This is a genomic window from Enterobacter sp. Bisph1 (assembly GCF_000814905.1).
Classification (GTDB): Bacteria; Pseudomonadota; Gammaproteobacteria; order Enterobacterales; family Enterobacteriaceae; genus Kosakonia.
Genome location: NZ_JXAG01000050.1, coordinates 265,028 through 289,419, shown reverse-complemented (window position 1 = coordinate 289,419; position 24,392 = coordinate 265,028). Strand labels below are relative to the sequence as shown.

The 24,392-nt window shown below is 56.7% G+C and carries 16 protein-coding genes; 10 read left to right on the top strand and 6 right to left on the bottom strand.

Annotated features, from left to right (window positions below; translation table 11 throughout):
• The 7 genes from RW65_RS19005 to RW65_RS18975 form a co-directional block, all read left to right on the top strand.
• Nucleotides 1-888: glycosyltransferase family 2 protein (locus tag RW65_RS19005; protein WP_039058378.1), on the top strand; the 888-nt coding region annotated here is incomplete at its 5' end.
• Entirely contained in the window at nucleotides 885-2,216 is a 1,332-nt protein-coding gene (locus RW65_RS19000; protein WP_039058377.1) for a DUF3131 domain-containing protein, read from the top strand. The genes RW65_RS19005 and RW65_RS19000, both read left to right, overlap by 4 nt.
• Nucleotides 2,213-3,760, top strand: coding sequence for a DUF3131 domain-containing protein (locus tag RW65_RS18995; protein WP_039058376.1), 1,548 nt, complete (start codon nucleotides 2,213-2,215; stop codon nucleotides 3,758-3,760). Before RW65_RS19000 ends, RW65_RS18995 begins: the two co-directional genes overlap by 4 nt.
• On the top strand, nucleotides 3,745-5,148 hold the full coding sequence (locus RW65_RS18990; RefSeq protein WP_039058375.1) for a DUF3131 domain-containing protein: 1,404 nt from the start codon (nucleotides 3,745-3,747) through the stop codon (nucleotides 5,146-5,148). Before RW65_RS18995 ends, RW65_RS18990 begins: the two co-directional genes overlap by 16 nt.
• Nucleotides 5,148-5,585: a hypothetical protein gene (locus tag RW65_RS18985; protein ID WP_039058374.1), complete on the top strand. Its 438-nt coding sequence runs from the start codon at nucleotides 5,148-5,150 to the stop codon at nucleotides 5,583-5,585. Before RW65_RS18990 ends, RW65_RS18985 begins: the two co-directional genes overlap by 1 nt.
• Nucleotides 5,582-8,272: a hybrid sensor histidine kinase/response regulator gene (locus RW65_RS18980; protein ID WP_039058373.1), complete on the top strand. Its 2,691-nt coding sequence runs from the start codon at nucleotides 5,582-5,584 to the stop codon at nucleotides 8,270-8,272. Before RW65_RS18985 ends, RW65_RS18980 begins: the two co-directional genes overlap by 4 nt.
• Complete coding sequence (locus tag RW65_RS18975) at nucleotides 8,269-10,470, top strand: glycoside hydrolase family 2 protein (RefSeq protein WP_039058372.1); 2,202 nt, start codon at nucleotides 8,269-8,271, stop codon at nucleotides 10,468-10,470. Before RW65_RS18980 ends, RW65_RS18975 begins: the two co-directional genes overlap by 4 nt.
• 45 nt (nucleotides 10,471-10,515) lie before the next feature.
• On the opposite strand, the gene glgX is transcribed toward RW65_RS18975, so the two are convergent.
• From glgX to bla, 4 genes are all read right to left on the bottom strand, one after another.
• The gene (gene glgX / locus RW65_RS18970; RefSeq protein ID WP_039058371.1) at nucleotides 10,516-12,594 is read right to left on the bottom strand and encodes a glycogen debranching protein GlgX; all 2,079 of its coding nucleotides are present in this window, start codon (nucleotides 12,592-12,594) and stop codon (nucleotides 10,516-10,518) included.
• Nucleotides 12,595-12,662: 68 nt separating this feature from the next.
• On the bottom strand, nucleotides 12,663-15,173 hold the full coding sequence (gene treY, locus RW65_RS18965; protein ID WP_039058370.1) for a malto-oligosyltrehalose synthase: 2,511 nt from the start codon (nucleotides 15,171-15,173) through the stop codon (nucleotides 12,663-12,665).
• Nucleotides 15,170-16,957 carry a malto-oligosyltrehalose trehalohydrolase gene (gene treZ, locus RW65_RS18960; protein WP_039058369.1) on the bottom strand — a complete coding sequence of 596 codons (1,788 nt, stop codon included), beginning with the start codon at nucleotides 16,955-16,957 and terminating at the stop codon, nucleotides 15,170-15,172. The genes treY and treZ overlap by 4 nt, the downstream gene beginning before the upstream one ends.
• 163 nt (nucleotides 16,958-17,120) lie before the next feature.
• Nucleotides 17,121-17,993, bottom strand: a complete 873-nt coding sequence (bla, locus tag RW65_RS18955) for a class A beta-lactamase (RefSeq protein ID WP_039058368.1) — start codon at nucleotides 17,991-17,993, stop codon at nucleotides 17,121-17,123.
• Between the two features lie 45 nt (nucleotides 17,994-18,038).
• Here bla and RW65_RS18950 point away from each other — a divergent pair, with 45 nt between their 5' ends.
• Nucleotides 18,039-18,980, top strand: a complete 942-nt coding sequence (locus RW65_RS18950; protein WP_039058367.1) for a zinc-dependent alcohol dehydrogenase family protein — start codon at nucleotides 18,039-18,041, stop codon at nucleotides 18,978-18,980.
• 32 nt (nucleotides 18,981-19,012) lie between these two features.
• Here the strand turns inward: RW65_RS18950 and RW65_RS18945 are convergent, their stop codons facing one another.
• Nucleotides 19,013-19,510 (bottom strand): cupin domain-containing protein, encoded by a 498-nt coding sequence (locus RW65_RS18945; protein WP_039058366.1) that lies wholly within the window; start codon nucleotides 19,508-19,510, stop codon nucleotides 19,013-19,015.
• A gap of 274 nt (nucleotides 19,511-19,784) precedes the next feature.
• Between RW65_RS18945 and RW65_RS18940 the strand changes: the two genes are divergently transcribed.
• Nucleotides 19,785-21,023, top strand: a complete 1,239-nt coding sequence (locus tag RW65_RS18940; protein ID WP_039058365.1) for an EAL and HDOD domain-containing protein — start codon at nucleotides 19,785-19,787, stop codon at nucleotides 21,021-21,023.
• A 256-nt stretch (nucleotides 21,024-21,279) separates the two neighbouring features.
• Nucleotides 21,280-22,845: a methyl-accepting chemotaxis protein gene (locus RW65_RS18935; protein ID WP_039058364.1), complete on the top strand. Its 1,566-nt coding sequence runs from the start codon at nucleotides 21,280-21,282 to the stop codon at nucleotides 22,843-22,845.
• 21 nt (nucleotides 22,846-22,866) lie between these two features.
• On the opposite strand, the gene RW65_RS18930 is transcribed toward RW65_RS18935, so the two are convergent.
• Nucleotides 22,867-24,300, bottom strand: coding sequence for an aldehyde dehydrogenase family protein (locus tag RW65_RS18930; protein ID WP_039058363.1), 1,434 nt, complete (start codon nucleotides 24,298-24,300; stop codon nucleotides 22,867-22,869).
• Nucleotides 24,301-24,392: the final 92 nt, after the last annotated feature.

Here is a 24,392-nt window from a genome sequence, read left to right as displayed (position 1 = left end):
CTGCGCAGCTACGTGTGGAACGTTGAGGAAGAGATTGACCGCCATACCCGCGATATCCGCGATCCGGCAATGCGCGAAGCGCTGCAAAGCGCCATGCGCCCCCATGTGATTTATGATACTGAACTGACGCCGTACAAATTTCATGTCTCGGAAGATATTTATACCTCCATCGTTCTGCACGGGGACGATGCGCGACGCTGGCGTTCGGTGATGCATCCGCGTATCGAATCGAAAATGCTTTCACCGCAGGATATGTTGACCTGGATGATCCAGCGCTTCAAATACGCCGCCGGTTCGCTGGATATTCTGTTTCACGACAACATCTTTTCCCGCCGCCGCTTTAAGCTGTCGCTGCCCCAGACGCTGATGTATGCCACCACCTTCTGGTCCTATCTTGCTTGCGTCTGGAATACGATCTTTTTGATTTCGCCGATTATCTATCTGTTTACCGGCATTCCCCCCGTTGCCGCCTGGTCGACACCGTTCTATCTCCATTTCCTGCCGTTTTTTATTGTCTCTGAGCTGGCGTTTATGTTTGGCACCTGGGGCATTAACGCGTGGGACGGGCGCGCGTCTTACCTCTCCTTCTTCTCGATGAATCTCCGCGCCCTCAACACCGTATTGCGCGGCGAGCAGATTAAATTTCACGTTACCCCCAAAGAGCGCCAGACCGGGCGTTTTCTCTACCTCGTAAAACCACAAATCGCCATTGTGGTGCTGACCCTGCTGGGTCTGATTTGGGGTGGGATTCAGGTAGCGCGCGGTCAGGTGGACGATCCTTCCGGCTACGTCATTAATATTTTTTGGGGCGGTGTGAATATTGCCGCCATGCTCCCGCTGATCCTGGCGGCAATGTGGACGCCACCTGACGAGGAGCCGACGCCATGAAAATGCGCGAAGCGCTGCTGAATGCCCGCAGCTATATCACCATTCTGCTCGGTTTCCTGTTGGGCTTCGCTATCGTGGTGTGGGTGGAGCGCCAGATGCCGACCCGCGTTGAGAGCACCGCCGGTCTGGCGCTAAGTAAGACGTTTCCGCCGTTGCCTACGACACGCGAACTGACCTTTAATGAAGCCATTTGGGCGCGCGTCGCCTGGCAATATTATGTCAATAACACCCAGCCGAACGGGCTGGCGAATGCCCGCGACGCGGAACCCTGGTTCAGCTTATGGAGTACCGGCAGCTATCTCTTTGCCGCCATGGCCGCGCAGCAGCTGCGTATTATCACCCCCGCCGAATTCGACGAGCGCATCGCCGCCGCCCTGTTTAGCCTCGGTCAGTTACCTCTGAATCCTCAGGGGCTGCCCGCCAGCTATTACCACGCCGACTCACTGCAAATCCTGGGTAAAGCCGAGAGTTCGGCGATTGGTATGGGACGCTTACTGACGGCGCTGCAAACCTTATTGTGGCGCTACCCGCAACACGCAGCGGAAATCCACGATCTGTTCAGTCAGTGGCAAACCGGAGCATTGATCGCCAGCGGCGAAACTACGCGCGCTTCTCTGCCGGTGCACCACTGGACGCTGGCGACGGATGAGCCGCGCAACAGCTTCGGTTACCGCCTGTATGCCAGTCAGACGCTGCGCCATGTTGGCAGCGAGGCGGGCTTAGCGGTAACTAACCCGCCAGAAGGCCAGTCGATGATCGATATCGACGGCATTATGGTGCCCGACGAAGGACTGCGTACCCCCTGGGGACGCCAGCCTTCCCTGGTGAGCCTGCCCTATTTGTTAACCGGGCTGGAGACCGGCTTTGATGCACAAAGCGCCGAGATCGCCTGGCGCATCATGCAAATTCAGCAGCGACGTAACAGCCTGCGGGTGCGTAAGCCGCCGATCAGTACCGACTATGCCGAACCCGCGCCGGATTACGTTAACGATCTGCCGAACCGCGAACCTGTCAATCAGGTGAGCGTGAGCAATGCGCCGCCGGAGCAGTACGCCATTACCTCCACCCGCTCAGCGTTCGCGTGGTACGCCCTGTTTCGTAACGGCTGGAGTGAAGCCCTGCGCGAGCAGGTGGTGAAATTACAGGTTCCCGGCAAAGGCTGGCAGCGCGGCCTGAATCTTAATAACAGCGTCAACAACGTGATTGATGGCGATACCAACGCGGTCGTGCTGGAGAGCCTTTCCTATATTGCCCACGGGCAGATGCTGTGCCTGAGCTGTATGCACACTTCAAGCCCAACAACCCCAGCAGCAGGAGCAACGCCATGAAGTTGAATTATTTAACGCTTTTTCGCCGGTGGGCAGGCATGGTGGCACTCTGCCTGGTGATGACCGGCGCGCAGGCCGCCTCGGGATTGCCTGCCTCCGACTACCCGGCGCGCAGCGGCGATTTAACCGCCCAGGAGATGCAGATAGCGAAAAACGCCTGGCAATATTTTGTCGCCAACTATCAGCCCACCACCGGGCTGGTCAATGCGGTAAATAACTACCCGTCGACCACTATGTGGGACAGCGCCTCTTATTTGGGGGCGATGACGGCGGCGCGCGAGCTGGGGATCATTGATAAAGCAGAATTCGACCGCCGCTTAATTAAGTTTCTCGCCACCCTCAATAATCTGCAGCTGTTTCGTAATCAACTGCCGAATAAAGCCTATAACACTGTTAACGGCCAGCAGGTGGACTATGTAAACAAACCCGGTGAGATTGGCTACTCGGCGCTGGATATTGGCCGCATGTTACTGTGGATGAAAATCATCAAAGAGCGTTATCCCGAATATGGCAACAGTATTGATAACGTTGTGCTGCGCTGGGATTTCAGCCACGCCGTTGACGGCTGCGGCACGCTGTATGGTGCCATTGTTGAGAACGGTCAGCCTAAATATGTCCAGGAGGGCCGTCTGGGCTATGAGGAGTACGCCTCGGCGGGATACCAGCTGTGGGGATTTAATACCTGCCAGGCCAGCCGACCCGATCCCTATGAGTTAGCGGATATCTACTGCGTGCTGGTGCCTTATGATTCGCGCGACTCACGCCAGACTTACCAGCATAACTATGTGGTCACCGAATCCTATCTGCTGTATGGCCTTGAGATGGGCTTTGATAACGTCAGCGATCGCAGTACGGACAGCAAAAGCTTCTCCCATCCGTGGATGAAAAACTTCGCCGATCGCGTCTATCAGGCACAGGAGAACCGGTACGCCATTACCGGCATTCTGACCGCACGCTCCGAGCATCAACTCGATAAAGCCCCTTACTTTGTTTACGACACGGTGTTTAGCGACGGCTTTAACTGGAACACCATTACCGACACCGGCCAGTATGTACCTGAAACCGCCGCCGTCTCCCTGAAAGCGGCGCTCGGTATGTGGGTGCTGTGGAATTCGCCCTACACCGATCGTCTGTTCAAAGCGATTGAAAACGCTAACGAAGCGGGCAAAGGCTATTACGAAGGGCTGTATGAGAACGGCAGCGGTCCCATCAAGGAGTTCACCGCCAATAACAACGGCATCATGCTTGAAGCCCTTTTGTTTAAAAAGAGCGGCAAGCTGCTGCGCTTTAACACCGATAACCCGAAAGATAAAAACTTTGCCCCGTCGCTGTGGGAGAAAAAACTGGTCGATCTGTTTGAAGAGAACAACACCCGACGCAACCGTCCGTTCCTCAATCCGACGCCAGCGGTGAAGAGCTGGTGTGAGCAGACCGGCACCGCCCTGCGCGTAAAATCGAGCTGTCAGGCGTGCCAGTGCGCCGCCTGTAAAGAGGTCGAGCCTGTTAAATTACCTCCGATGGCGGCGTCATGCTTAAAACAGTAAGCCGCAAAGCTGCACGCGTCATCCTCTGCCTGCTGGCGGCGGTTATTGCGCTGTTCGCCCTGATGCGCAACGACGGGGCGGGCTGGCGCTGGCTAAGTAAAGGCGGCTGGAACACCACTGCGCGCATCAGTGCCCTGACGCCACAAGAGCGCCAGTGGGCGCAAACCGCCTGGCGCTACTTCGTCAACAATACCCAGCCGCAAACGGGGCTGGTCAACGGTAACGATAAAGAGCCTCGCGTCACGCTGTGGCAAATGGGCGATACGCTGATTGCCCTGCTGGCGGCCCGCGAGCTGGGGCTGGTGCACGAGGATGAGTTCGATCGCCGACTCACTCAGTTACTCGGCACCTTAAACCGCCTGAATCTTGCCGATAGCCGCACGCCCGGTCGTCTCTACGCCACCGACAGCGGCAAGCTGGTTGACTTTAGCGGCCAGACACAGCGCAACGGCTGGTCGGCGCGGGATATGGCGCGCCTGATGCTGGCCTTGCGCCTGGTGAGCGAATGGGCGCCCCAGTATCAGGAGTATCTCGACAAAATTGTCCTGCGCTGGAATTTCTGCCCGGTTATCGATGCCCGCGGCGAACTGTGGTCTTCCTCCGTTGAGAATGGCACGCCGGTTATTCGCGAAGAGTTGCGCCTCGGCGAGAGTGAATATGCCGCCACCGCCTTTCGCTTATGGGGCTTCAACCCCGAGCAAGCTTTCGCCCCCCCGGCGCGCAATGTGATTATCTATGACCGGGCCATTACCGTTGACGCCCGCGATCCGCGCACCACCTGGCAGCCTTCATTGATAACCACGCTGCCCGCGGTGCTGCCGGGGCTGGAGTTCGGCTGGCAGCCGCCGGGCGTGGAGAGCGAAACCCGTCAGGCGCTGCGTGAACGGGCACGGCTGGTATGGCTAACGCAGCAAACCCGCTGGGAGAAAGAGAATGTCCTCACCGCCCGCGCCGATTACGCCCTTAATCAAGCCCCATGGCATGTCGATGATACGGTGTGGGGCAATGGTTTTGCCTGGAATACCCTCGGCGCGGATGGCAACTACTATCCGGCACTGGCCCAGGTCTCCACCAAAGCCGTGTTCGCCCTGTGGGTGCTGTGGGACACGCCGTTTACCGATGCGCTGATGGAGGTTACGCGGCGTAGCCACGATGCCGAACGCGGCTGGTATGAAGGCCGGGTCGAAGCTACCGGGGATGTCAACCGCACCATTACGCTTTCCACCAACGCCATCATTCTGGAAAGCCTCTTTTACAAAGCCCACGGCGGCCCGCTGTTTCATGGAGGCCTTATCGACAGCGCCAGCTATTTCAACCTGCGGGCGACAGATGTTTTTAATGCGCCGGGACGTTGCCTGCCCGGCGAGCGTCGGACGGAGGCGAAATAATGAAATTCTATCGCGATCTTTTTGAAGCAAGCCTCGGCCGTGTTTTTCCGCAGGAGGATAAAAAGCCCTTCTTTAACGCCTTTTATACCGCCTTCGTGAATATGTCGCCGGAGACCGAGCGTCACTTTCTGCTCGGTAATACCGACCAGGGTCGCCAGCTAATTTTTAAGTGTTTCTTCGCCATGCTGGCGGTCGATGGCTCACTCTTCGTGCCCGATTTTCTGGAAAAGCTGGCCCGCGATCAGGGCGAAAGCGGCTTGCATCTGCCGCCGCGCTTTTTTGCCCTCTGGCGACAGGCGATGCTGGACACGGTACGCCTGCGCGATCCGCTGTGTGATGAAGAGATCCTCACCGCCTGGGCGATGGCGATAGCGCCAGGGCTTGAATATTTACGCCGCCAGGCTGAGCTTCATTACCGCGCCGGGGCGCAATCATGAACGCTGCCGGTTTCGATCTTAACACCCTGCCAATCGCGGTGCTTGTCTTTGATGGCGAAGAGCGACTGGTGGCGTGGAATGACAAAATTCCCCTCTTTTACCCGGCGATGGCGTCGCGGCTACAGCTGGGGGCCACGCTCTCCGCGCTTACCGGCCAGTTTATCGATACCGCGTTTAATACCGATCCCGCCAGACGCCAGGCGCTGAAAGCGTCGGTGCTGCGCAACTGTCGGCTGCAGAACCATTATGAAGTACGCAACCACGGCGAGCGGCGGCTGTTTGTTCAGCATCAGCGCCTGCCCGATGGCGGCATCATCAGCCTGCATACGGATATCACCCGGCTCGATATGGCACAGCGGGCGCGCCAGGATCTGCATGCGGATTTTATGCTGGCGGCAGAATCTATTCACATCGGCATTTGGGACTGGCAGGTCTCCACGGATATTCTTCAGCTCAGCGATACGCTGTTAAGCCTGATAGAGCAGCCGCGCGACAGCTGGCAACATAGCGTCAGTGCGATGCTGCAGCTGGTACATAAAGCGGATCGTCCACGCCTGATAAAAGCGGTGCTGCGCTCGCGTGCGCACCATTTGCCAGTTTTTGAGTGTGAAATTCGCCTGCGCTATAAATGCGATGAGTGGCGCTGGATGCTGCTTTCCGGCCAGGTCACTACCCTGAACCTGAACGGCGCGATGGAGCGGGTAATTGGTACGCTGCAGGATATTAACCGCCGCAAAGAAGCCGAATTGATCGCCATTGCAGCGGCGCATGTCGCAAGGCAGGCGAATGAAGCGAAAAGCGCCTTTCTGGCGAATATGAGCCATGAAATCCGCACGCCGATGAACGGCATTCTGGGTATGACGCAACTGTGTCTGGAAACCCAACTGAGCGCTGAACAGCGCGAATATTTAACCCTGGTGATGAGTTCGGCGCAGTCGCTGTTGCATATCATCAACGATATTCTCGACTTCTCGAAAATCGAAGCCGGCAAGATCCTGCTTAATGACGAAGCGCTGGAGATCCGCCCGTTTATCCAGTCGCTGATCCGCCCGCATATGCCCGCCGCCGCTGAAAAAGGGGTCGAATTGCTGGTGGATATCGATCCCGGGCTGCCGCAGATAGTGCGGGTGGACAGTGTGCGCCTGCGCCAGATCCTTACCAACTTAATCAGCAATGCGCTGAAATTCACCCATCAGGGCGAAGTGCTGCTGGCAATTGAACCCGCTGACGGGGGAAAGTGGCGCTTTCGCGTCCGCGACAGCGGCATCGGTATTCCCGAGGAGAAGCAGCAGCTTATTTTTGAAGCCTTCAGCCAGGCGGACAGCTCCACCACCCGCCGCTATGGCGGCACCGGGCTGGGGCTGACCATTTCATCACGGCTGGTGTCGATGATGGGCGGTCATTTAACGGTTGCCAGCACTCCCGGTGCGGGCAGCGAATTCTTTTTCTCTCTGCCGCTGGAAAGCCATACCAGCGAAGAGCTGGCCTGGTCCGAGACACTCAAATTCAACGGCGAGCGCGTACTGGTGGTGGACGATAACGCCACCAACCTGCGGCTGCTAAAGGCCAAGCTGAGCGCGATGGGGCTTACGCCAGTATGCATTAATAAACCCCTTGAGGCGCTCGCGCTGGCGGCAGAGCTGCCACCGTTTCCGCTGATCCTGCTGGATGCGCAGATGCCGGAAATGGACGGTATTTCGCTGGCCCTTGAACTCTCGGTGCTGCCGGATGCCAACCACAGCCGCATTATTATGCTCAGTTCGATGAACCGCCATTTCGACCGCAATATGCTTAAGCGCATTGGCATCTCCCACTATCTGCATAAACCTGTCGATCACAGCGAATTACAACAAGCTATCGCCTCGTTACTCCATCCGCTGGCGGTACCGATCCCCATTCCCGCCGATGCCGAAGCGGCAAAGACGGTACCCGCGCCGCATCCCGGCCTGCGCATTCTGCTGGCGGAAGATAATCTGGTAAACCAGAAACTGGCGAACCGCTTGCTGGAACAGCTTGGCCATGATTGTGAGATTGTCGATAACGGCAGCGCTGCCCTTGCCCGCTGGCAGGCCGACCGCTGGGACGTGATATTGATGGATTTGCAAATGCCGGGTATGGACGGCGAAACCGCCATTCGCCTGCTGCGCGAAGAAGAGATGCAGCGCGCCCTAATGCCGCAGCGGGTGATTGCCATGACCGCCCATGCCATGCAGGGCGATAAAGAGCGCTGTTTAGCCCTCGGTTTTGATGGCTATATTGCCAAACCCGTTACCCGTGACGCGCTGGATGCCGAACTGCGGCGCGTAACCGTTGCAGCCCCAACAGCGCCCGCCGAGGCACCGGCGCAGGGTCTGCCTGATGAAAGCGCGCTGCTGGCGCAACTGGGCGGCGATCGCGCGCTGGTCAATGAACTGATGACCATTTTCAGCGAGGGGCTATATACCCTCTGTGACGAACTGGAGCAGGCGATACAACGTGTCGATCGCGAAACCGTGCGCCGCAGCGCCCATAAACTGCGAGGGGAAGCCATTGCCCTCGATTTCACCCGCCTTAGTCAGTTGCTGGAGGCGCTGGAAAGCCAGTCGCAAAGCCTCAGCCCACAGGAACTGGTTAATCTCCTTGAGCCGTTACGCCATGAACGCCAGCGCGCTACCGCCTGGCTTACTGCGCGGGAGACCGATCAATGAAACGTTACATTGTCACTTGTCTTGTGCTTTTCAGCGCCTTTGCCCAGGCTCAACCAACGCCGGTGAACTGGTCGCTGGCGGGTCCGTGGCGCGTGCATGACGCTAACCAGGCGGGTTTTGATGGCCTTCGCGAAGAGGATAAAAACTGGCGCACGCTGCGGGTTCCGGCCAACTGGTACAGCGCCGGGTACGATCATCAGGGCGCAATGTGGTACCGCCGTGACTTCGCGATGCCCGCGCTCGCGCCGGAGACGATGGCGACACTGGTGTTTGATGGCGTGGATTACTTTGCCGATGTCTCTCTAAATGGCAAACACCTGACGCGCCATGAAGGCTATTTCCAGCGTTTCGCCGTCGATATCACCGATGCGGTGCACCGCCATAATCGGCTGGCAGTGCGTGTTGATAGCCCCTGGGAAGATCCAAAAACTATATGGCCGCTGCATAAAGGGCTGGTTAAAGGCGTACTTAATCAGCACGACACCCGCCCCGGCGATGCATGGTCCGAACGCGGGCAGGACGCTAACTCCGGCGGTATCTGGTCACCGGTGCGTCTTCATCTGAGCCGGGGCGCAGTGATTGACGAGATTATCCTGCGCCCTGACTGGCAAAACGGCTTAGACAAACCTGCGCTGCGCGCCGAGATCCGCTACCGGGCAAAAAAAGCGGCATCGGCGACGCTTAAACTGGTTGCCACACCGGATAACTTTAGCGGTCAGGCTTTTCATCTGGCGCAAGCCGTCACGCTCAACGCCACCAATGGGAAAACAGACAAACTTACCCTCACGCTACCGATGGAGGGGGCAAAACTGTGGTGGCCCGCTGGCCTCGGCAAACCGAACCTGTATCGCGTAAGCGCGAGCCTGACGGATAAACAAGGGGTAATGGATCGGGCAAAAAGCCGCACCGGGCTGCGTAAAGTCGAAGAGCAGCCGGATAATCGCGGCTGGCTGGTAAACGAGAAGCGCTTATTTATTAAAGGCACCAACTATATTGGTTCGCCGTGGCTCAGCATCATGACCAAAGAGAAGTATCGTCGCGATCTGCAAATGGTACTCGGGATGAACGCTAACGCTATTCGCGTGCATGGACATGTTGCTAACCGCCCGCTTTATCAGGTTGCCGACGAACTCGGGCTGATGATCTGGCAGGATGTACCGTTGCAGTGGGGTTATGACAACAGCGCGGCCTTTGCCGATAACGCTGCGCGCCAGACCCGTGAGATGGTGGAACAGTTTGGCAACTCACCCGCGATTATCGTCTGGGGCGGCCATAATGAACCGCCGTGGAACTCACCGTGGATGGAGAAACGCTTTCCCGACTGGAATAAAGATCTCAACCGGGCGCTGACGGAGAAAATTGCAGATACGCTGGCCGAAGATAATTCGCGGATCGTTCACCGTTTCTCTTCCGTGGAAGAGCACTACTGGCAGGGCTGGTATTTTGGCGTGATGCGCGATCTGCTGGCCCCGGCGAAAACCGCCATCATCACCGAATTTGGCGCGCAGGCGCTGCCGCGTCTCGCTACGCTGAAAACCTTTATCCCGCCCTCGGTGCTGTGGCCTGCAACGACCAAAGCCGACGATCCGGGCTGGGAGCGCTGGAAGTACCATAATTTTCAGCCCTTCCAGACCTTTGTTTTTGCCAAAATCCCCCGCGGCAACAATATTGATGCGTTTATTCACAACACCCAGCAGTATCAGGCCGAGCTGGTAGCCATGGCGGCGGAAAGCTATCGTCGCCAGCGTTACCAGCCGGTCACCGCCCTGTTCCAGTTTATGTTTGTCGAAACCTGGCCCTCCATTAACTGGGGCGTGGTCGATTATCTGCGCCATCCGAAGCCGGGCTATTACGCCCTGCAGCGCGCTTATCAGCCGCTGCTGCCCTCCATTGAGCCCGTCAGCGCCGAGTGGCAATCCGGTAAGCCTGCCACGCTGCGCCTGTGGACGGTGAATGATACCTATCAAGACTGCTCCGACTGTTCCCTGAAATGGCAGGTAAGCCTGGGAGACCTGCAACTGGTGGTGGGTGATAAACAGCAGACGCTGGCTGCGGATAGCGTGGCGACCATCAGCGACGTCACGGTGACACCACGTACGACGGGCACGCTGAAGGTGAATTATCAAATTTACGACGCGAAGGGGAAAAAAGTGGCGGAAAACGGCTGGCAAACTGAGGTACAACCCGCGACAAACTGAAAGTGGTGATGCGCCAGGCGGCAGAGCCGCCTGGCCTGTTACAAGTTACGGTCGGCGGAACAGAACGATACTGCGCCCTTCCAGTTCGAAATCCTTCTCTTTGGTGATCAGCGTACCGCTTTTCGCGCCGTCAGCCGTGGAGAGTTCCAGCACCCAGCCGCCTTCACCGAATTGCGGAATGCGGAACGGCACCGTGCCTTCAAACGGGTTGAACAACATCAACACGTCATGCCAGATCCCCTCTTCTTCCTGCAGATCCGGGCGGCCGAGATAGACGCCCAGGGTGGAACCTTCATCCCACTGTTCGGGCAGCTGCTCACCGCCGCCGGCGTTGTACCAGCGGATCTCCATCCCGTCGCGCCAGTTCTCGCGACGCAGGATCGGTTGCGCGGCGCGCAGCGCAATCACATGACGGGTAAATTCCCGCAGCGCTTCGCCGTTGCCGCTATGGGGCGCTTCCCAGTCGATCCACGAAATTTCGCTGTCCTGACAGTAACCGTTGTTATTGCCCTGTTGAGTACGGCCAAATTCATCCCCCGCCAGCAGCATCGGCGTGCCGTGGGAGAAGAACAGCGTGGCGAGGAAGTTACGTTTTTGCCGCTCGCGCACCACGTTGATCCCTTCATCGTCGGTAACCCCTTCCGCACCGTAGTTATAGGAGCGGTTGTCGTTGTGACCGTCGTTGTTATCTTCGCCGTTGGCGTCGTTATGTTTCTCGTTGTACGAGACCACATCGTTCAGCGTGAAACCGTCATGAGCGGTAATAAAGTTGACGCTGGCCCACGGACGACGCCCGCGCTGGTCGTAGAGATCGCCGGAACCCAGCAGGCGGGCGGCGAAATCTGTCGAGACGTTGTCGCCCTTCCAGTATTCGCGCAGCGTGTCGCGGTATTTATCGTTCCACTCAGCCCAGCCCGGCGGGAAGCCGCCCACCTGGTAGCCACCGGGACCAATATCCCACGGCTCACCGACAAGTTTCAGTCTGGACAACACCGGATCCTGGCTAATGGCATCGAAAAAGCCGCCGCGCTGATCGAACCCTTCCGGCTCACGCCCAAGAATAGTCCCGAGATCGAAGCGAAAACCGTCGATATGCATCGATTCGGCCCAGTAGCGCAGGGAATCCATCACCATTTGCAGTACACGCGGGTGCGAAGTATTCACCGTATTGCCGGTGCCGGTATCGTTGATGTAGTAGCGGTGCTGATCGGGCAAAGTGCGGTAATAAGAGAAGTTGTCGATGCCTTTAAACGACAGCGTCGGCCCCAGTTCGTTGCCTTCTGCCGTATGGTTATAAACCACATCAAGAATGACCTCGATGCCCGCATCGTGAAACGAGCGCACCATATCACGGAAGCCCTGAATGCCGTTCGGACCATAATAACGCGATGCCGGGGCGAAGAAGCCCAGCGAGTTATAACCCCAGAAATTACGCAGGCCTTTATCAAGCAGATGTTGATCGTCCGGGAACCAGTGCACCGGCAGCAGCTCAACGGAAGTAATGCCCAAGCTTTTGATGTACTCCACCGAAGCTTTATGTCCCATCCCCTCAAACGTGCCGCGCAGCTCCGGCGGCAGCGCCGGGTTAAGCTGGGTAAAACCTTTGACATGGGTTTCATAAAAGACGGTGTGTGGCCAGGTTATGTTAGGCCTTGCGTTGTCCTGCCAGTCAAAGGACTGCGGATCGATAACCCGGCACTTCGGCGTAAACGGCGCGCTATCCTGCGTATCAAAGGTGAGATCTTTATCTTCATGTCCGAGATCGTAAGCGTAATGAGCAGGATTCCACTCGATATCTCCGACCAGTTCGCGGGCATAGGGATCAATCAATAATTTATGCGGATTAAAACGGTGGCCATTTTCCGGATCGAACGGGCCGTGAACCCGATAGCCGTACAGCGCGCCGGGCTGCAGGCCGGGAATATAACCGTGCCAGATCTCATGGGTGTATTCCGGCAGATCGAAGCGGGCGATTTCCTGCTTGCCATCGGGGGAAAATAAGCATAGCTCCACGCGCTGCGCATGGGCTGAAAAAAGGGCAAAGTTGACACCCTCGCCGTCGTAGTTCGCACCGAGTTGTTGGCCGTGCCCCGCCGTAATATAAAAGTGTTTACCGTCTGACATTGCTTCTCCTTGATCGCCTGTAAAACATCACCAGACATCGCGATTGTTTATCGCACCTTTCGTTGTCATTACGCGCTTACCAGCACGGCAAAGGTAAAACCGCCCACAGATCGCAGGTTTACTTTGTCGGCCAAATAAATCTCTTCACCACTAAGAATGTCCCGGTAACGCCGATTCGCCAGTTCCGGCGGCAACATAATGTGCGCACCCGCCAGGCTGCCATCGATGGCCTCGAACAACAGCCGCGGTGCGAGCACAATTAATGCGTCGTCGTTTTGTACGCGGGCAAAGGCAATTAAATGATCCGCCTGTTCCCCTGCGGCATTTAGCGGCAGATAGTCACCGCGACTAAACAGCGTCGGCAGCGTTTGACGCAGATGCAGCAACCGGTAGATAAAGAATTGCTTCAGTTGCCCGCTCGACCAGCTCTCCTGTGAGTTCGGATCCGCCTGCTCTTCGTCCATCAGCAGTCGTTCAAGCTCGGCGTAATCCGGCAGCAATCGGTTATCAGGATCCACCAGGCTAAAGTTAAGCGCTTCGCTGCCCTGATAGATATCCGGCACCCCGGGTGCCGTCAGTTTGATCACCGTTTGCGTCAGGCTATTGACCATCCCGGCACGGATAAAGGGCTGCAGCGAGGCAGTGAAATCCTCTAAGAAGGCGCGGTTATCCGGCGACAACAGATGGCGCACATAATCGAGCACCGCCTGTTCATAAGGATCGTTAGAATCAATCCAGTCGGTGCGCTGTTTGGCTTCGCGCAGGGCTTTTTCGACAAAGGCGACAAAGCGCTCTTCCAGCGCTTTCAGACCTTCGGCATCGTCCGCCTGCAGATTGACCGGCCAGACCCCCGCCAGCGCCTGATAGATCATCCACGCCACCATCGGGCGCGGTGCGGCACCATCTTCCAGCAACTGCACTTTCATATGGTTCATCTGCCGCCAGCGCGCCACACAATCCGCCCAGCGTTGCGGCGCTTCCGTCAGGGTATAGAGTCGCGCGCGGGCATCTTCGCCGCGTTTAGTATCATGGGTCGAGGTACCGGAAAGGGCATCCGGCTGGCGCTGCAGGCGGGTTTTCATCTCGGCGTGGAAGCGCTCAAGGGAGAAAGTGCGCGGCAACGGCTCCGCCCCAACTTCGTTAAGCGCCAGGTCGACATGCTGGCGGAAAAAGAGCGTATCTTCGACGGATTTTGCCATCAGCGGCCCGGTGAGCTGCTGAAAACGGGTACGAAAACGTGCCGCCGATTTCAGCGCGCTCTTCGCCACTTCGCCGCGCAGTATACGGCAGACAAACTCAAGGGCATCGGCATCGGGCGCTTCCGGGATGCGCTGCACGCGCGCCACCACTTTGCGCAGTAGCGCGACGTCATCCTCACGAAGCCCCTCTTCGGTGCCGTAGGTGCGATACACCGGGAAAGCAACCAGCAGCTCGCGCAGAGCCTGGCGCACCGCGTCCTCCTGCGGCACCGGAATTTCCGCGTGTCCAATGCTCAGGGCAATCTTCACCAGCGCGCTAAATTCGCCGTTAAAATTGCGATCGACCATCAGCAACTTGGCCGCGCGCAGTTCCGCATGCATATCTACGGTTCTGCCGGCGACGCCGTTATAGGCTTTACGCAGATCCTCAAGCTGGGCATCATCGACCAGCACATCCGACAACGCGGCGATAAACTCATAGCCGGTGGTGCCGGAAACCGGCCAGTCCTCCGGTAAGTGTTCCCCTTTACCGAGGATCTTCTCCACCGTCAGGTAACAATCAGGTCCGACTTTTTGCCGTAAGCGCGTCAGGTAACCTTGTGGATCTGCCAGCCCGTCAACATGATCGATACGTAAACCGTCGACGGCACCGCTGTTAACCAGTTCGAGGATCAGCCGGTGGCTATCATCAAACACCGTTTCGTCTTCTACCCGCACGCCGACCAGACCGGTGATTTCAAAAAAGCGCCGGTAGGAGAGATCGTTCGCCGCATCGCGCCAGCTCATTAAACGCCAGGGCTGCTGCGCATGCAGTTCGGCCAGTTGTGCCGGGTCGGTCATGCCAAGCATTTCCTGCTGCCGCCCTTGCCAGCTTTCAGCAACCAGCGGATAAAAGCTCTCGTAATAGGCCAGCGCCGGTTCCCCGCTTCGCGGATCGGCTTTCACCGACAGTTCGCCTTTTTTTAGCACAACCTCAAAGTCATCGCCGAGAAACGGCAGCGTTAGCCGTCGCGACCAGTCGATGTCGAAATGGTGTGCGTAAGGACTTTTCTCACCTTTGGCCAGCACATCGCGCCACCAGGCATTCTCCAGCGAGGCGGCCATATGGTTGGGGACGATATCGAGAATTAACCCCAGCCCGGCCTCTTTTAACGCGCTCACCAGTCTGTCAAAGCCTGCGCGCCCGCCGAGTGTCGGGTCGATTTCATTGGCGTCGGTCACGTCATAACCGTGGGTTGAGCCGCTGGTGGCGGTAAACACCGGTGAGGCGTAAAGGTGGCTGATCCCCAGCCGTTTCAGATAGGGAACCAGATCCACGGCACGATCGAAGGTCATGCCGTTACGAAATTGCAAACGGTAAGTCGCGGTGGGTGTTTTCACTTTCCCTCTCCCTGAGCCAGACGAACAATAAAGGCATTTGGCGGCAAACTATCCTGCTCTGCAGGCCAACAGGCCAGCGTTTGACCGGCTAGCGCGGGTAACGGTTGCGCGGTCTCGCCAATATTGAGCGCCAGCGATAATGTCCCCTGCGGCAAGCGCCAGCGCACCGCCAGAAAGCCCGGCGCGGTTGTCAGAACGTCGCCATTTTGCTGCCGGGCGTTCGCCAGCAGCGGCACGATATGTTGCTGGCGCAGCGCCAGCCACTCGCGGGTTTGCTTAAGCCAGGCCTGACCGGGCTGCTGATGGGGTTTTTCCCAGTCCAGCTTCGAGCGGGTAAAGGTTTCCGGCGCGTTAGGATCCGGCACCGCTTCCCCTTCATGTCCGGCGTGGCCCTGGAATTCGCGTGCCCGTCCTTCACGTACCGCCCGCGCCAGATCGCCGTGGAAATCCGTAAAGAATAAAAACGGGTTTGTCTCGCCATACTCTTCGCCCATAAACAGCAGCGGAATGTGCGGGGAAAAGATCAGCGCAGCGAGCATCACGCGGGTGCGCTCGGCACCGGCCAGCACAATCAGGCGCTCGCCCTGGGCGCGGTTACCGGTCTGATCGTGATTCTGGATAAAATCGACAAATGCCACCGGCGGCTGGCCCCGGCTGTCGACGCCGCGCGCCTCCCCGGTGGAGGGCGCCGTCTCGCCCTGGAAGGCAAAGCCTTCGGTTAACGCTCGTGCCAGCCATACTTCAGGCTGACCGGCAAAATCCTGGTAATAGGCATGGGTTTCCCCGGTGGCAAACACATGGGCGGCATTATGCAGATCGTCGTTCCACTCGGCGGTAAACAGCGGCGCGCGACCATCATCCTCGCGTGGATGCAGCGTAATGATGTTGCGGGAATCTTCGGTGGTGAGATGCACCGGGCGGTCGGTGATTTCAGCGCGAATACGCTGGGCTATTTCTACCAGCACCTGTGGTTCGGCGCTGTCTTCAATCTGGTCGATGGCATCAAAGCGCAGCCCGTCCAGATGGTATTCATGCAGCCAGTAGAGCGGCGCTTCTGTGATATAACGCCGGACGGCATCAACGTCATAAGCAATGCCCGGTCCCCACGGCGTTTGTCGTTCCGGGTGGAAAAAATTCGGCGACAGCGCGGGCAGATAGTTGCCTTCAGGGCCAAAGTGGTTGAGCACAATATCCAGAACCACCGACAGGCCATAGCCGTGTGCGGCGTCGATAAAGGCTTTGAAATCTTCCGGCGTTCCGTACGCCGAGTGCGGCGCATACAGCAGTACGCCGTCATAACCCCAGCCACGGTCACCGCCGAACTGTGAAACGGGCATCACTTCAATCATCGTGATGCCAAGTTCAGCAAGGTACGGCAGTTTTTCCATTGCCGCGCGGAAAGTCCCCTGCGGCGTAAAGGTACCCATATGCAATTCATATACTACCGACTCTTCCCACGGGCGGCCCTGCCAGTGCGGATGTTGCCAGCGATACTGTTGCGGATCGACGACCAATGAAGGGCCGTTAACACCGGATTGTTGCGCGCGGGAAGCGGGATCCGGCACCGCCATGCCATCACTGAGCACAAACTGGTACGCTGTGCCCGGAGCCAGATGGTCAACGTTTAGCTCAAACCAACCGTTGTCGCGCCGCTGCATGGGTAGCTCGCCCGAGGGCAGACGCAGCGTAATCTGTTCATGCCCGGTAGCCCATAACCGAAACTGCACGCGGCCATCCGCGGCGTACTCGGCTCCCCAGCTTTTACTAAACGATTTCGACTCCATGCAATTACCTCTCCACGATGTCACGAGAAACAATCATAGACGATAATCCGCAACATCATGGGCGAAGCGCCCGCTTAACGCCCGTCAAACCAAGCGTTAAGCGGCCTTAACCGGCAAATTTACCTTCACCGCAGAGGTGTTTTTGCCTGCATTGCCAGGCGTTTTAATCTTTGGTGGCACTGAATATGGCTTTGCCAATTCGGGCAATGGCGTCATTGCTTTGCGCCATCGTCGCCTGGGTGTTGGTGACGTACACCGACACGATGCGCGGCGCGCCTTTTTTCGGCCAGACAATGCTGATAATCGAGCGCGTACCGTGCTCGCCGGCACCGGTTTTATCGCCGATTTTCCAGCCTTTCGGCAGCGACGCGCGCAGCAGCGCGTCGGCGACTTTATCGTCCTGCATCCACTGCACCAGTTGCGCGCGCGAAGCGGGCGTTAATATTTCGCCCAGCGCCATTTTCTGCAGGCTATGACTGATGGCAAGCGGCGTGGTGGTATCGCGAAGATCGCCGGGTATCGCGCTGTTTAATTCCGGTTCAGCGCGATCGAGCCGAGTGACAGTGTCACCGTTATCGGCAACAAATCGCGTTAATGCCGCCGGACCGCCAATTTTTTTCGCCACTACATTTGCCGCCGTGTTATCACTGACGGTGATAGCCGCGCTGCATAGCTGTTGCCAGCTCATCGAGGCCGGAGCGACAAACTTGCTGGTCACCGGCGAGTACTCGACAAGATCCTGCTGGCTAAACTGGGTGGTATCGCTTAGCGTGAATTCGCCTTTATCGACCTTGCTTAACAACGCACCGCAGAGTAGCGCTTTATGGGTGCTGGTCATCGGGAAACGCTCATCGCCACGGTAGCTCACCGTCTCGCCGCTACCGGTATCGATGACGGCAATACCGATGCGCGCGCCCAGCCTCTCCTCCTGCAGACGGGCCACCGCCGTCAGCGTCGCGCTATCAATATTGGCGGCGCTGGCGGCGAAAGTGCTCAATAACATAAAAGAACAGATTGATTTCACACGGAAAAACATAGGTATAATCCTTTATCAAATTAATCGATATAACAAACGGATAACATGTATAACACATCTTTAGTGTACAGATGTTTCGGCGACCCGCTGACGACTCTGCAAGAAGAAACCGCCACGCTTGCGCCGCTGCGGGCGGGCGCGATACGGGTCAAAATGCGCTTTTCACCGGTTAACGCCTCAGATCTGATTCCGATCGCCGGTGCCTATAGCCATCGCATTACCCTGCCCGCCATCGCCGGGTATGAAGGCGTGGGCGTGGTAACAGAAACTAACGGATCGAATGCGAATTTGTTAGGTACGCGGGTGCTGCCGCTGCGTGGGTCGGGGACCTGGCAGCAGTATGTTGATTGCCCGGCGGAACTGGCGGTACCCGTGCCGGACGATATTGCCGATACCCTCGCCGCCCGCGCCTGGATCAATCCCTTTGCCGCGCAAATGATGCTGGAGCTTTATCCGGTCCGCGGCAAACATGTGCTTATAACGGCGGCGGGTTCCGATTGCGCGGGTTATCTGGCCCAGTGGGCACGATTGCAGGGTGCAAAAAGCGTAACCGGCATTTACCGTTCCGCTATTCATGCCCAACGGCTGGCGGCTTACGGGATTGCGCCGCTGGCGGACAGTGATAGCGCAGGCATCAAACAGGCGGCAGCCAAAGCCGCCGTCGTGTATGACGCCGTCGGCGGTACACTGGCCGAAACGATCCTACAAGCGATGCCGCAGGATGGTATGTTTATCAGCTACGGTTTATTGAGCGAAGAACCTTTCAGTATCCGACGGCGCTTGCCGGTCGTTCATTGGTTCCATATTCGCAATTATCTTGATGCCATGCCCGCGAGTGCCTGGCAGCAGGCGTTTGTTGGCATCTGGGACCAGCTGCGCAACAGCCAGTCCAGCGAGGTGACACTGATTGATTTTCATCAATGGCAGCAGGCTATCGCGCAATACCACAGCGCGGGCCGAACAGTTAAACCGCTGCTGGCGTTTTAGCCGCCTGCGAAGAGCCGCTGGCTTGCAACCCGCTACGCCTCGCCTTCCCAGTAATCGAGGCTGCCGCCACGAAAATCGATATGGCGAAAATCCTCATGGCCATCAGTTCTGGCCCGCGCGAGAAATTTGTTGGCATCGGGATATTCGCAAATTTCCGGGCTTTCCATGGTACTGATGGAGATATAGCGCAGCGGCTGGTCGGAGGTATTGATTATCTGGTGCGGCCACGCTTTACCGGGTGGAACGCAGATAACATCCCCCGCTTCGATGGGCCGTTCTTCATCACCGATGCGCAGCGTGCCGCGACCGTCGAGCACAATAAACATCTCTTCTTGCGCGTGATGCAGGTGGAAAGGACAGGCGCGTTTTCCCGGCGGCAAAATATCAATCGACGCGCCGAGTTTGCGCGCCTGCGTCCCTTTTGTCAGCGATGCACCGAGGGATTCGTACAGCGGCGGGCGGACAAAATTCTCCATCTCGAGGTGGTTAAAATTGCGAATCACAAATGCGGGCGAGCGGGTATTGTTCATAAACAGCTCCTGTTGAAGTGACCTGTTGAGTATTGAAATACCCTGCTACGCCTGTCAATTTCACAGCGCAGAGTTCGTTAAACAGTGGGATTAAGCGCCCGTTGCCTGCCGGGAATATAAGCCCCGCCTGTACATCTACCGCTTTGCTGTCCTACTCTGTATCAATAAAAGTAAAATATTTTGCGCCAGTCACAGGGTTACGCTGTTAAGGGTGTTACTGTAGCTTATATATTTGGAAAACCTATACAAAAGTACACGATGTGCGAGGTGGTGAATGTATTCTTTTGTGGCCCGACAGGCGATTTTTGATAAGCAATTAAATACCGTCGGTTATGAGCTGCTTTTTCGCAACAGCATGGATAACCGCTTCCCCGATATACCTGCGGAACAGGCCACCACGCAGTTAATCGAAGAACAGTTCCTCAGCGCGCCGGTGGGACGTAAGAACGACAACAGCACCGTGTACGTCAATTTCCCTTACCAGTTACTGATTGAAGGAGTGGCGGAAACCCTGCCCAGCAACCGCGTGGTGATTGAAGTGCTGGAGGATGCCGAGCCGGACAAAAAGCTGCTCGAAGCCGTTAAGCGGATGCACCATATGGGCTTTCGCATCGCGCTGGATGATTTTGAGCCAGGCCACCAGTGGGATGCCTTTATCCCCTATGTCAACGTGATTAAATTTGACATAGGGCGCACCCCGCGCGAAGCGATTGGTGATTATATTCTGGCAAACCGGGAAATATTGCGCCATACGGTATTACTGGCGGAGAAGGTAGAAACCTACGAGGAGTTTGAATACTTTAAGAAGTTAGGCTTTCATCTCTTTCAAGGCTATTTTTTCAGTAAGCCAGTGGTCACTAAACGAAATAAACTGGTGCAAAACCGCGCATTTGCTTTAAAGCTGATGCAGGAAGTAAACGTTGAATCGCCGAATTTAAATAAAATCGAAGAGCTGTTAAAGCGCGATGTCTCGCTGTCATTCAAAATTATGCGCTATGCGCAAAATATTTTATATAACACCCGCGGGATCAATGGATTTCGCAATCAGTCATTGCGCGATATTGTGGTTTATCTGGGCATTAGCGAAATGCGCCGCTTTGTGCTGGTGGCGTGCCTGACCTCCTTTGAGGATGTCACCAATACGGAAATTTATTACCTGAGCCTGATCCGCGCCAAATTCTGCGAACTGGTGGCGGCGCGCACCTCAGCGAACAATAACAATAATGATGCCTTTATGGTCGGTCTTTTCTCGCTGCTGGATGTCATCCTTAATTTACCGCTGGCGGAACTGATGGCACAGATCGCCGTCTCACCGGACGTCGCGAACGCGCTGGAGACCGACAGCGGCGAACTATTCCCCTATGTGCATCTGGCGCGCCTGTATGAGCAGCGGATGTGGGATGAGGCTAACGCCGTAGCCGAGCAAATTGGTTTGCCGATATCGGCGATCTCCGAGTTGATGAACCAGGCGACGAAATGGGCAGATGAACTGCCGATCACCCTCTCGCGTTAATTTTCTGCGCACTGAATGGGGTGCGCAGAAAATTAAACAATGTCAATAATTATCACTTGAAACGATATTTCACTTTATTGAAGTATTATTTTCTCACCTTATTAACAACTTTTGTTTCCTTAAGTTAAATTAAAAATCCACTGTGTGCTGATGCACAAAAATGATCGCATTATGTGACTGAGATCAGATAAATGTCTCAACATTTCCCCGGTTATTGCCGTTATTACTATTACCTTTCTTTACGTAGTAGTGGATTATGAAAAAAATCTCGCAGGCCACCGTTCTCACAAAATTGCTTATCGGCTTCTCCATCCTGATTGTGATGATGTTGCTGCTGGGCGTTGTTTCCATTTATCAGCTCAACAGCAGCAATAAAAATATTGACCAGTTCCGCGAAAGCAGAATGCCGGGCGTACGCTATACCCTTGAAATGCGAGGAGTATTAGCAGAAATGCGTCTGCAACAGGTGCAGTATATTACCTCTACCACGGCGGCTTCGTTGGATCAGCATCGCGCTGAACTGCTGCAAAATCAGGCGACGTTCCTTAATGCTCAGCAGCAGTACGCGAAGATTTCCGCCAATGAGCCGCAGGAGATGCACGCGCTGTTTGGTACGGTAGTCGATAACTTTAAAAACTTTGTCGATGTGAACGCCAAAGTGATCGAGGCGATGAATCGCGGCGACGCCGAAGAAGCGGCTAAAATCAGCGGCGCGGTCTCAGCGAAATATCGTACCAAGCTGATGAAAGATTTGGCGACGCTGGTGGATATGGAAGTGGCAATCGGTAACCAGGCAGGGGAAGAATCGCAGGCGGCCTACCGCCAGGCGTTCTATCTGCTGAGCGGATTACTGCTGCTGGCGCTGATCGCCACCGGCGTGATTGCCCTGTTTATCTCACGCAATCTCGCGCGTCAGCTGGGCGGCGAACCGACCTATGCGATGTCGATTATGAAAGCAGTAGCCAACGGCAACCTGGGTACTCAGGTCGCGTTGCGCCAGGGTGACAATGAAAGCCTGCTGGCGACCATCCATGAGATGAACAGCAAGCTTGCCGAGATCATCACCGGTATTATCGACGGCAGCGAATCCATTTCTCATGCCGCCGGTGAAATTGCCGAAGGCAATAACGATCTCTCCCAGCGTACCGAGGAACAAGCGGCCTCGCTGGTGCAGACCTCTTCGAACATGCAGCAAATCACCGAGAACGTGAAGAGCAATGCCGAGAACGCCCGCAAAGCGAGCGACCTGGCGCGCCAGACTTCACAAACCGCAGTAAAAGGCGGGAAAGAGGTGAATGACATGCTGAAACGTATGCATGAAATCTCCGCCAGCTCGCAGAAAATTGTCGACATTATCTCAGTGATCGAAGGCATTGCATTCCAGACGAATATCCTGGCGCTGAACGCCGCCGTTGAAGCGGCGCGCGCCGGTGAACAGGGCAAAGGTTTTGCCGTGGTGGCGGGTGAAGTGCGTAACCTGGCGCAGAAAAGCGCCGAGGCGGCAAAAGAGATCAAACAGTTGATTGAAGGCACCGTGCATAAAATCACCGATGGCTCCCGCTATGCCGATACCGCCAGCCGGGCCATGGAAGAGATTGTTAGCTCGGTAAATAAAGTGACGGATATTGTCGCCGAGATCTCTGCGGCCTCTACCGAACAGCATCAGGGGATTAAAGAGATTAGCGTCGCTATCGATCAGATGGATCAGGTCACCCAGCAGAACGCCACGCTTGTGGAACAGGCGGCGGTGGCTGCCCAGTCGATGACCGAACAGAGCGAGATGCTGCGCGACTCCGTGCGCTTCTTCCAGCTCGCCCGTTAAGCCTATCCCTGCCGCCCGGTATTATCGGGCGGCATTTTTTTGGCTGACAATCGTTTTTGGCTCCATAAAAGCAGCCAGCCCCCAACGCCCCATCTCCCGCCCGATCCCTGAGTGTTTAAAACCGCCAAACGGCGCGGCAGCCTCATGATGCAGCGTATTGACCAATACGCGCCCGGAAAGAATTTGCCCGGCGACCCTTTTTGCCCGCGTCTCATCGCTGCCCAGTACCAGCGCGCTTAAGCCGTAATCCGTATCGTTGGCAATGGCTACCGCCTCGGCGTCGTCCTGATAGGTCAGAACGCATAACACCGGGCCAAAAATCTCCTCTCTGGCAATGCGCATCTGATTATTTACCTCGGTGAATAACGTGGGTCGCACCGACCAGCCTCGTTCGCCTCCCCCCGCACGTCCCTCACCGCCTACCAGCATCCGCGCACCTTCTTCCTGCCCGAGGCGAATATACGACTGCACACGCTGCCACTGTTTCTCGCTGACCATCGGGCCCACTTCCGTTGCAGGGTCGAGGGGATCGCCGGATTTCACCGCTGCCACCGCCAGCGCCAGCGCCGCTTCACACTCGGCTTTGCGCGACACGGGGATCAGAATGCGCGTACCGGCTATACAGGCCTGGCCGCTGTTGATAAGCCCCGCCTGAATCGCCAGCGGCACAGCTTTTGCCAGATCCGCATCGTCGAGAATAATTGTCGGCGATTTACCGCCTAACTCCAGCGTCACGCGTTTAAAGCTCTCGGCAGCATTGCGCAAAATGGCTTTGCCGGTGGTTGTCGAACCGGTGAAGGAGATCTTGGCCACATCCGGATGACGGCTAAGCACCTCGCCAACCACTTCGCCACGTCCGGTGACAATGTTGAAAACGCCGGGCGGCAGCTGCGCTTCGTGCAGCGCTTGCGTGACAATTTGCGTTTGCCGCGCGCTCATCTCGCTCGGTTTGATCACGGCGGTACAGCCCGCAGCCAGCGCCGCAGCCAGTTTGCCGCAAATAAACCCGGCGTCACTGTTCCAGGGTGTGATAAGCCCGGCAACGCCAAGGGGTGTCATTTCCATCCGAGCCTGACCTATCGTCGTTGAAAACTCGAACTGTTGTAACGCCTTAATCGCCTCATCGATAACCGCCACGGGATAACTGGCCATCCAGCTACTGCGCGCCGCCGGTGCGCCATACTCTTGCACAATGGCCTCCAGCAACGGCTGTTGATAACGGGCCAGCGCAGTGCGCATGCGCGTTAATGCAGCAATACGCTCTTCTTTGCTGGTATGCGACCACGCAGGAAACGCCGCTTTTGCCGCGACAATCGCCCGCAGCGCATCGGCCTCGTTGGCAAGCCGCAGCTGGCCCGTCACCGCGCCCGTTGCCGGATTAAACAGGTCGAAAAGTTCACTGCCCTGCGGCGTGACCCATTCGCCATTAATTGAGATCTGTTCAATTACGTTCATCACCACCTCCTGATTAATAATGACGCCAGTCTGGCACAGCTTTATCGCGCCGATAATCCACGCTATGCTGCAAAAGCTGTTTCGAAAATCGG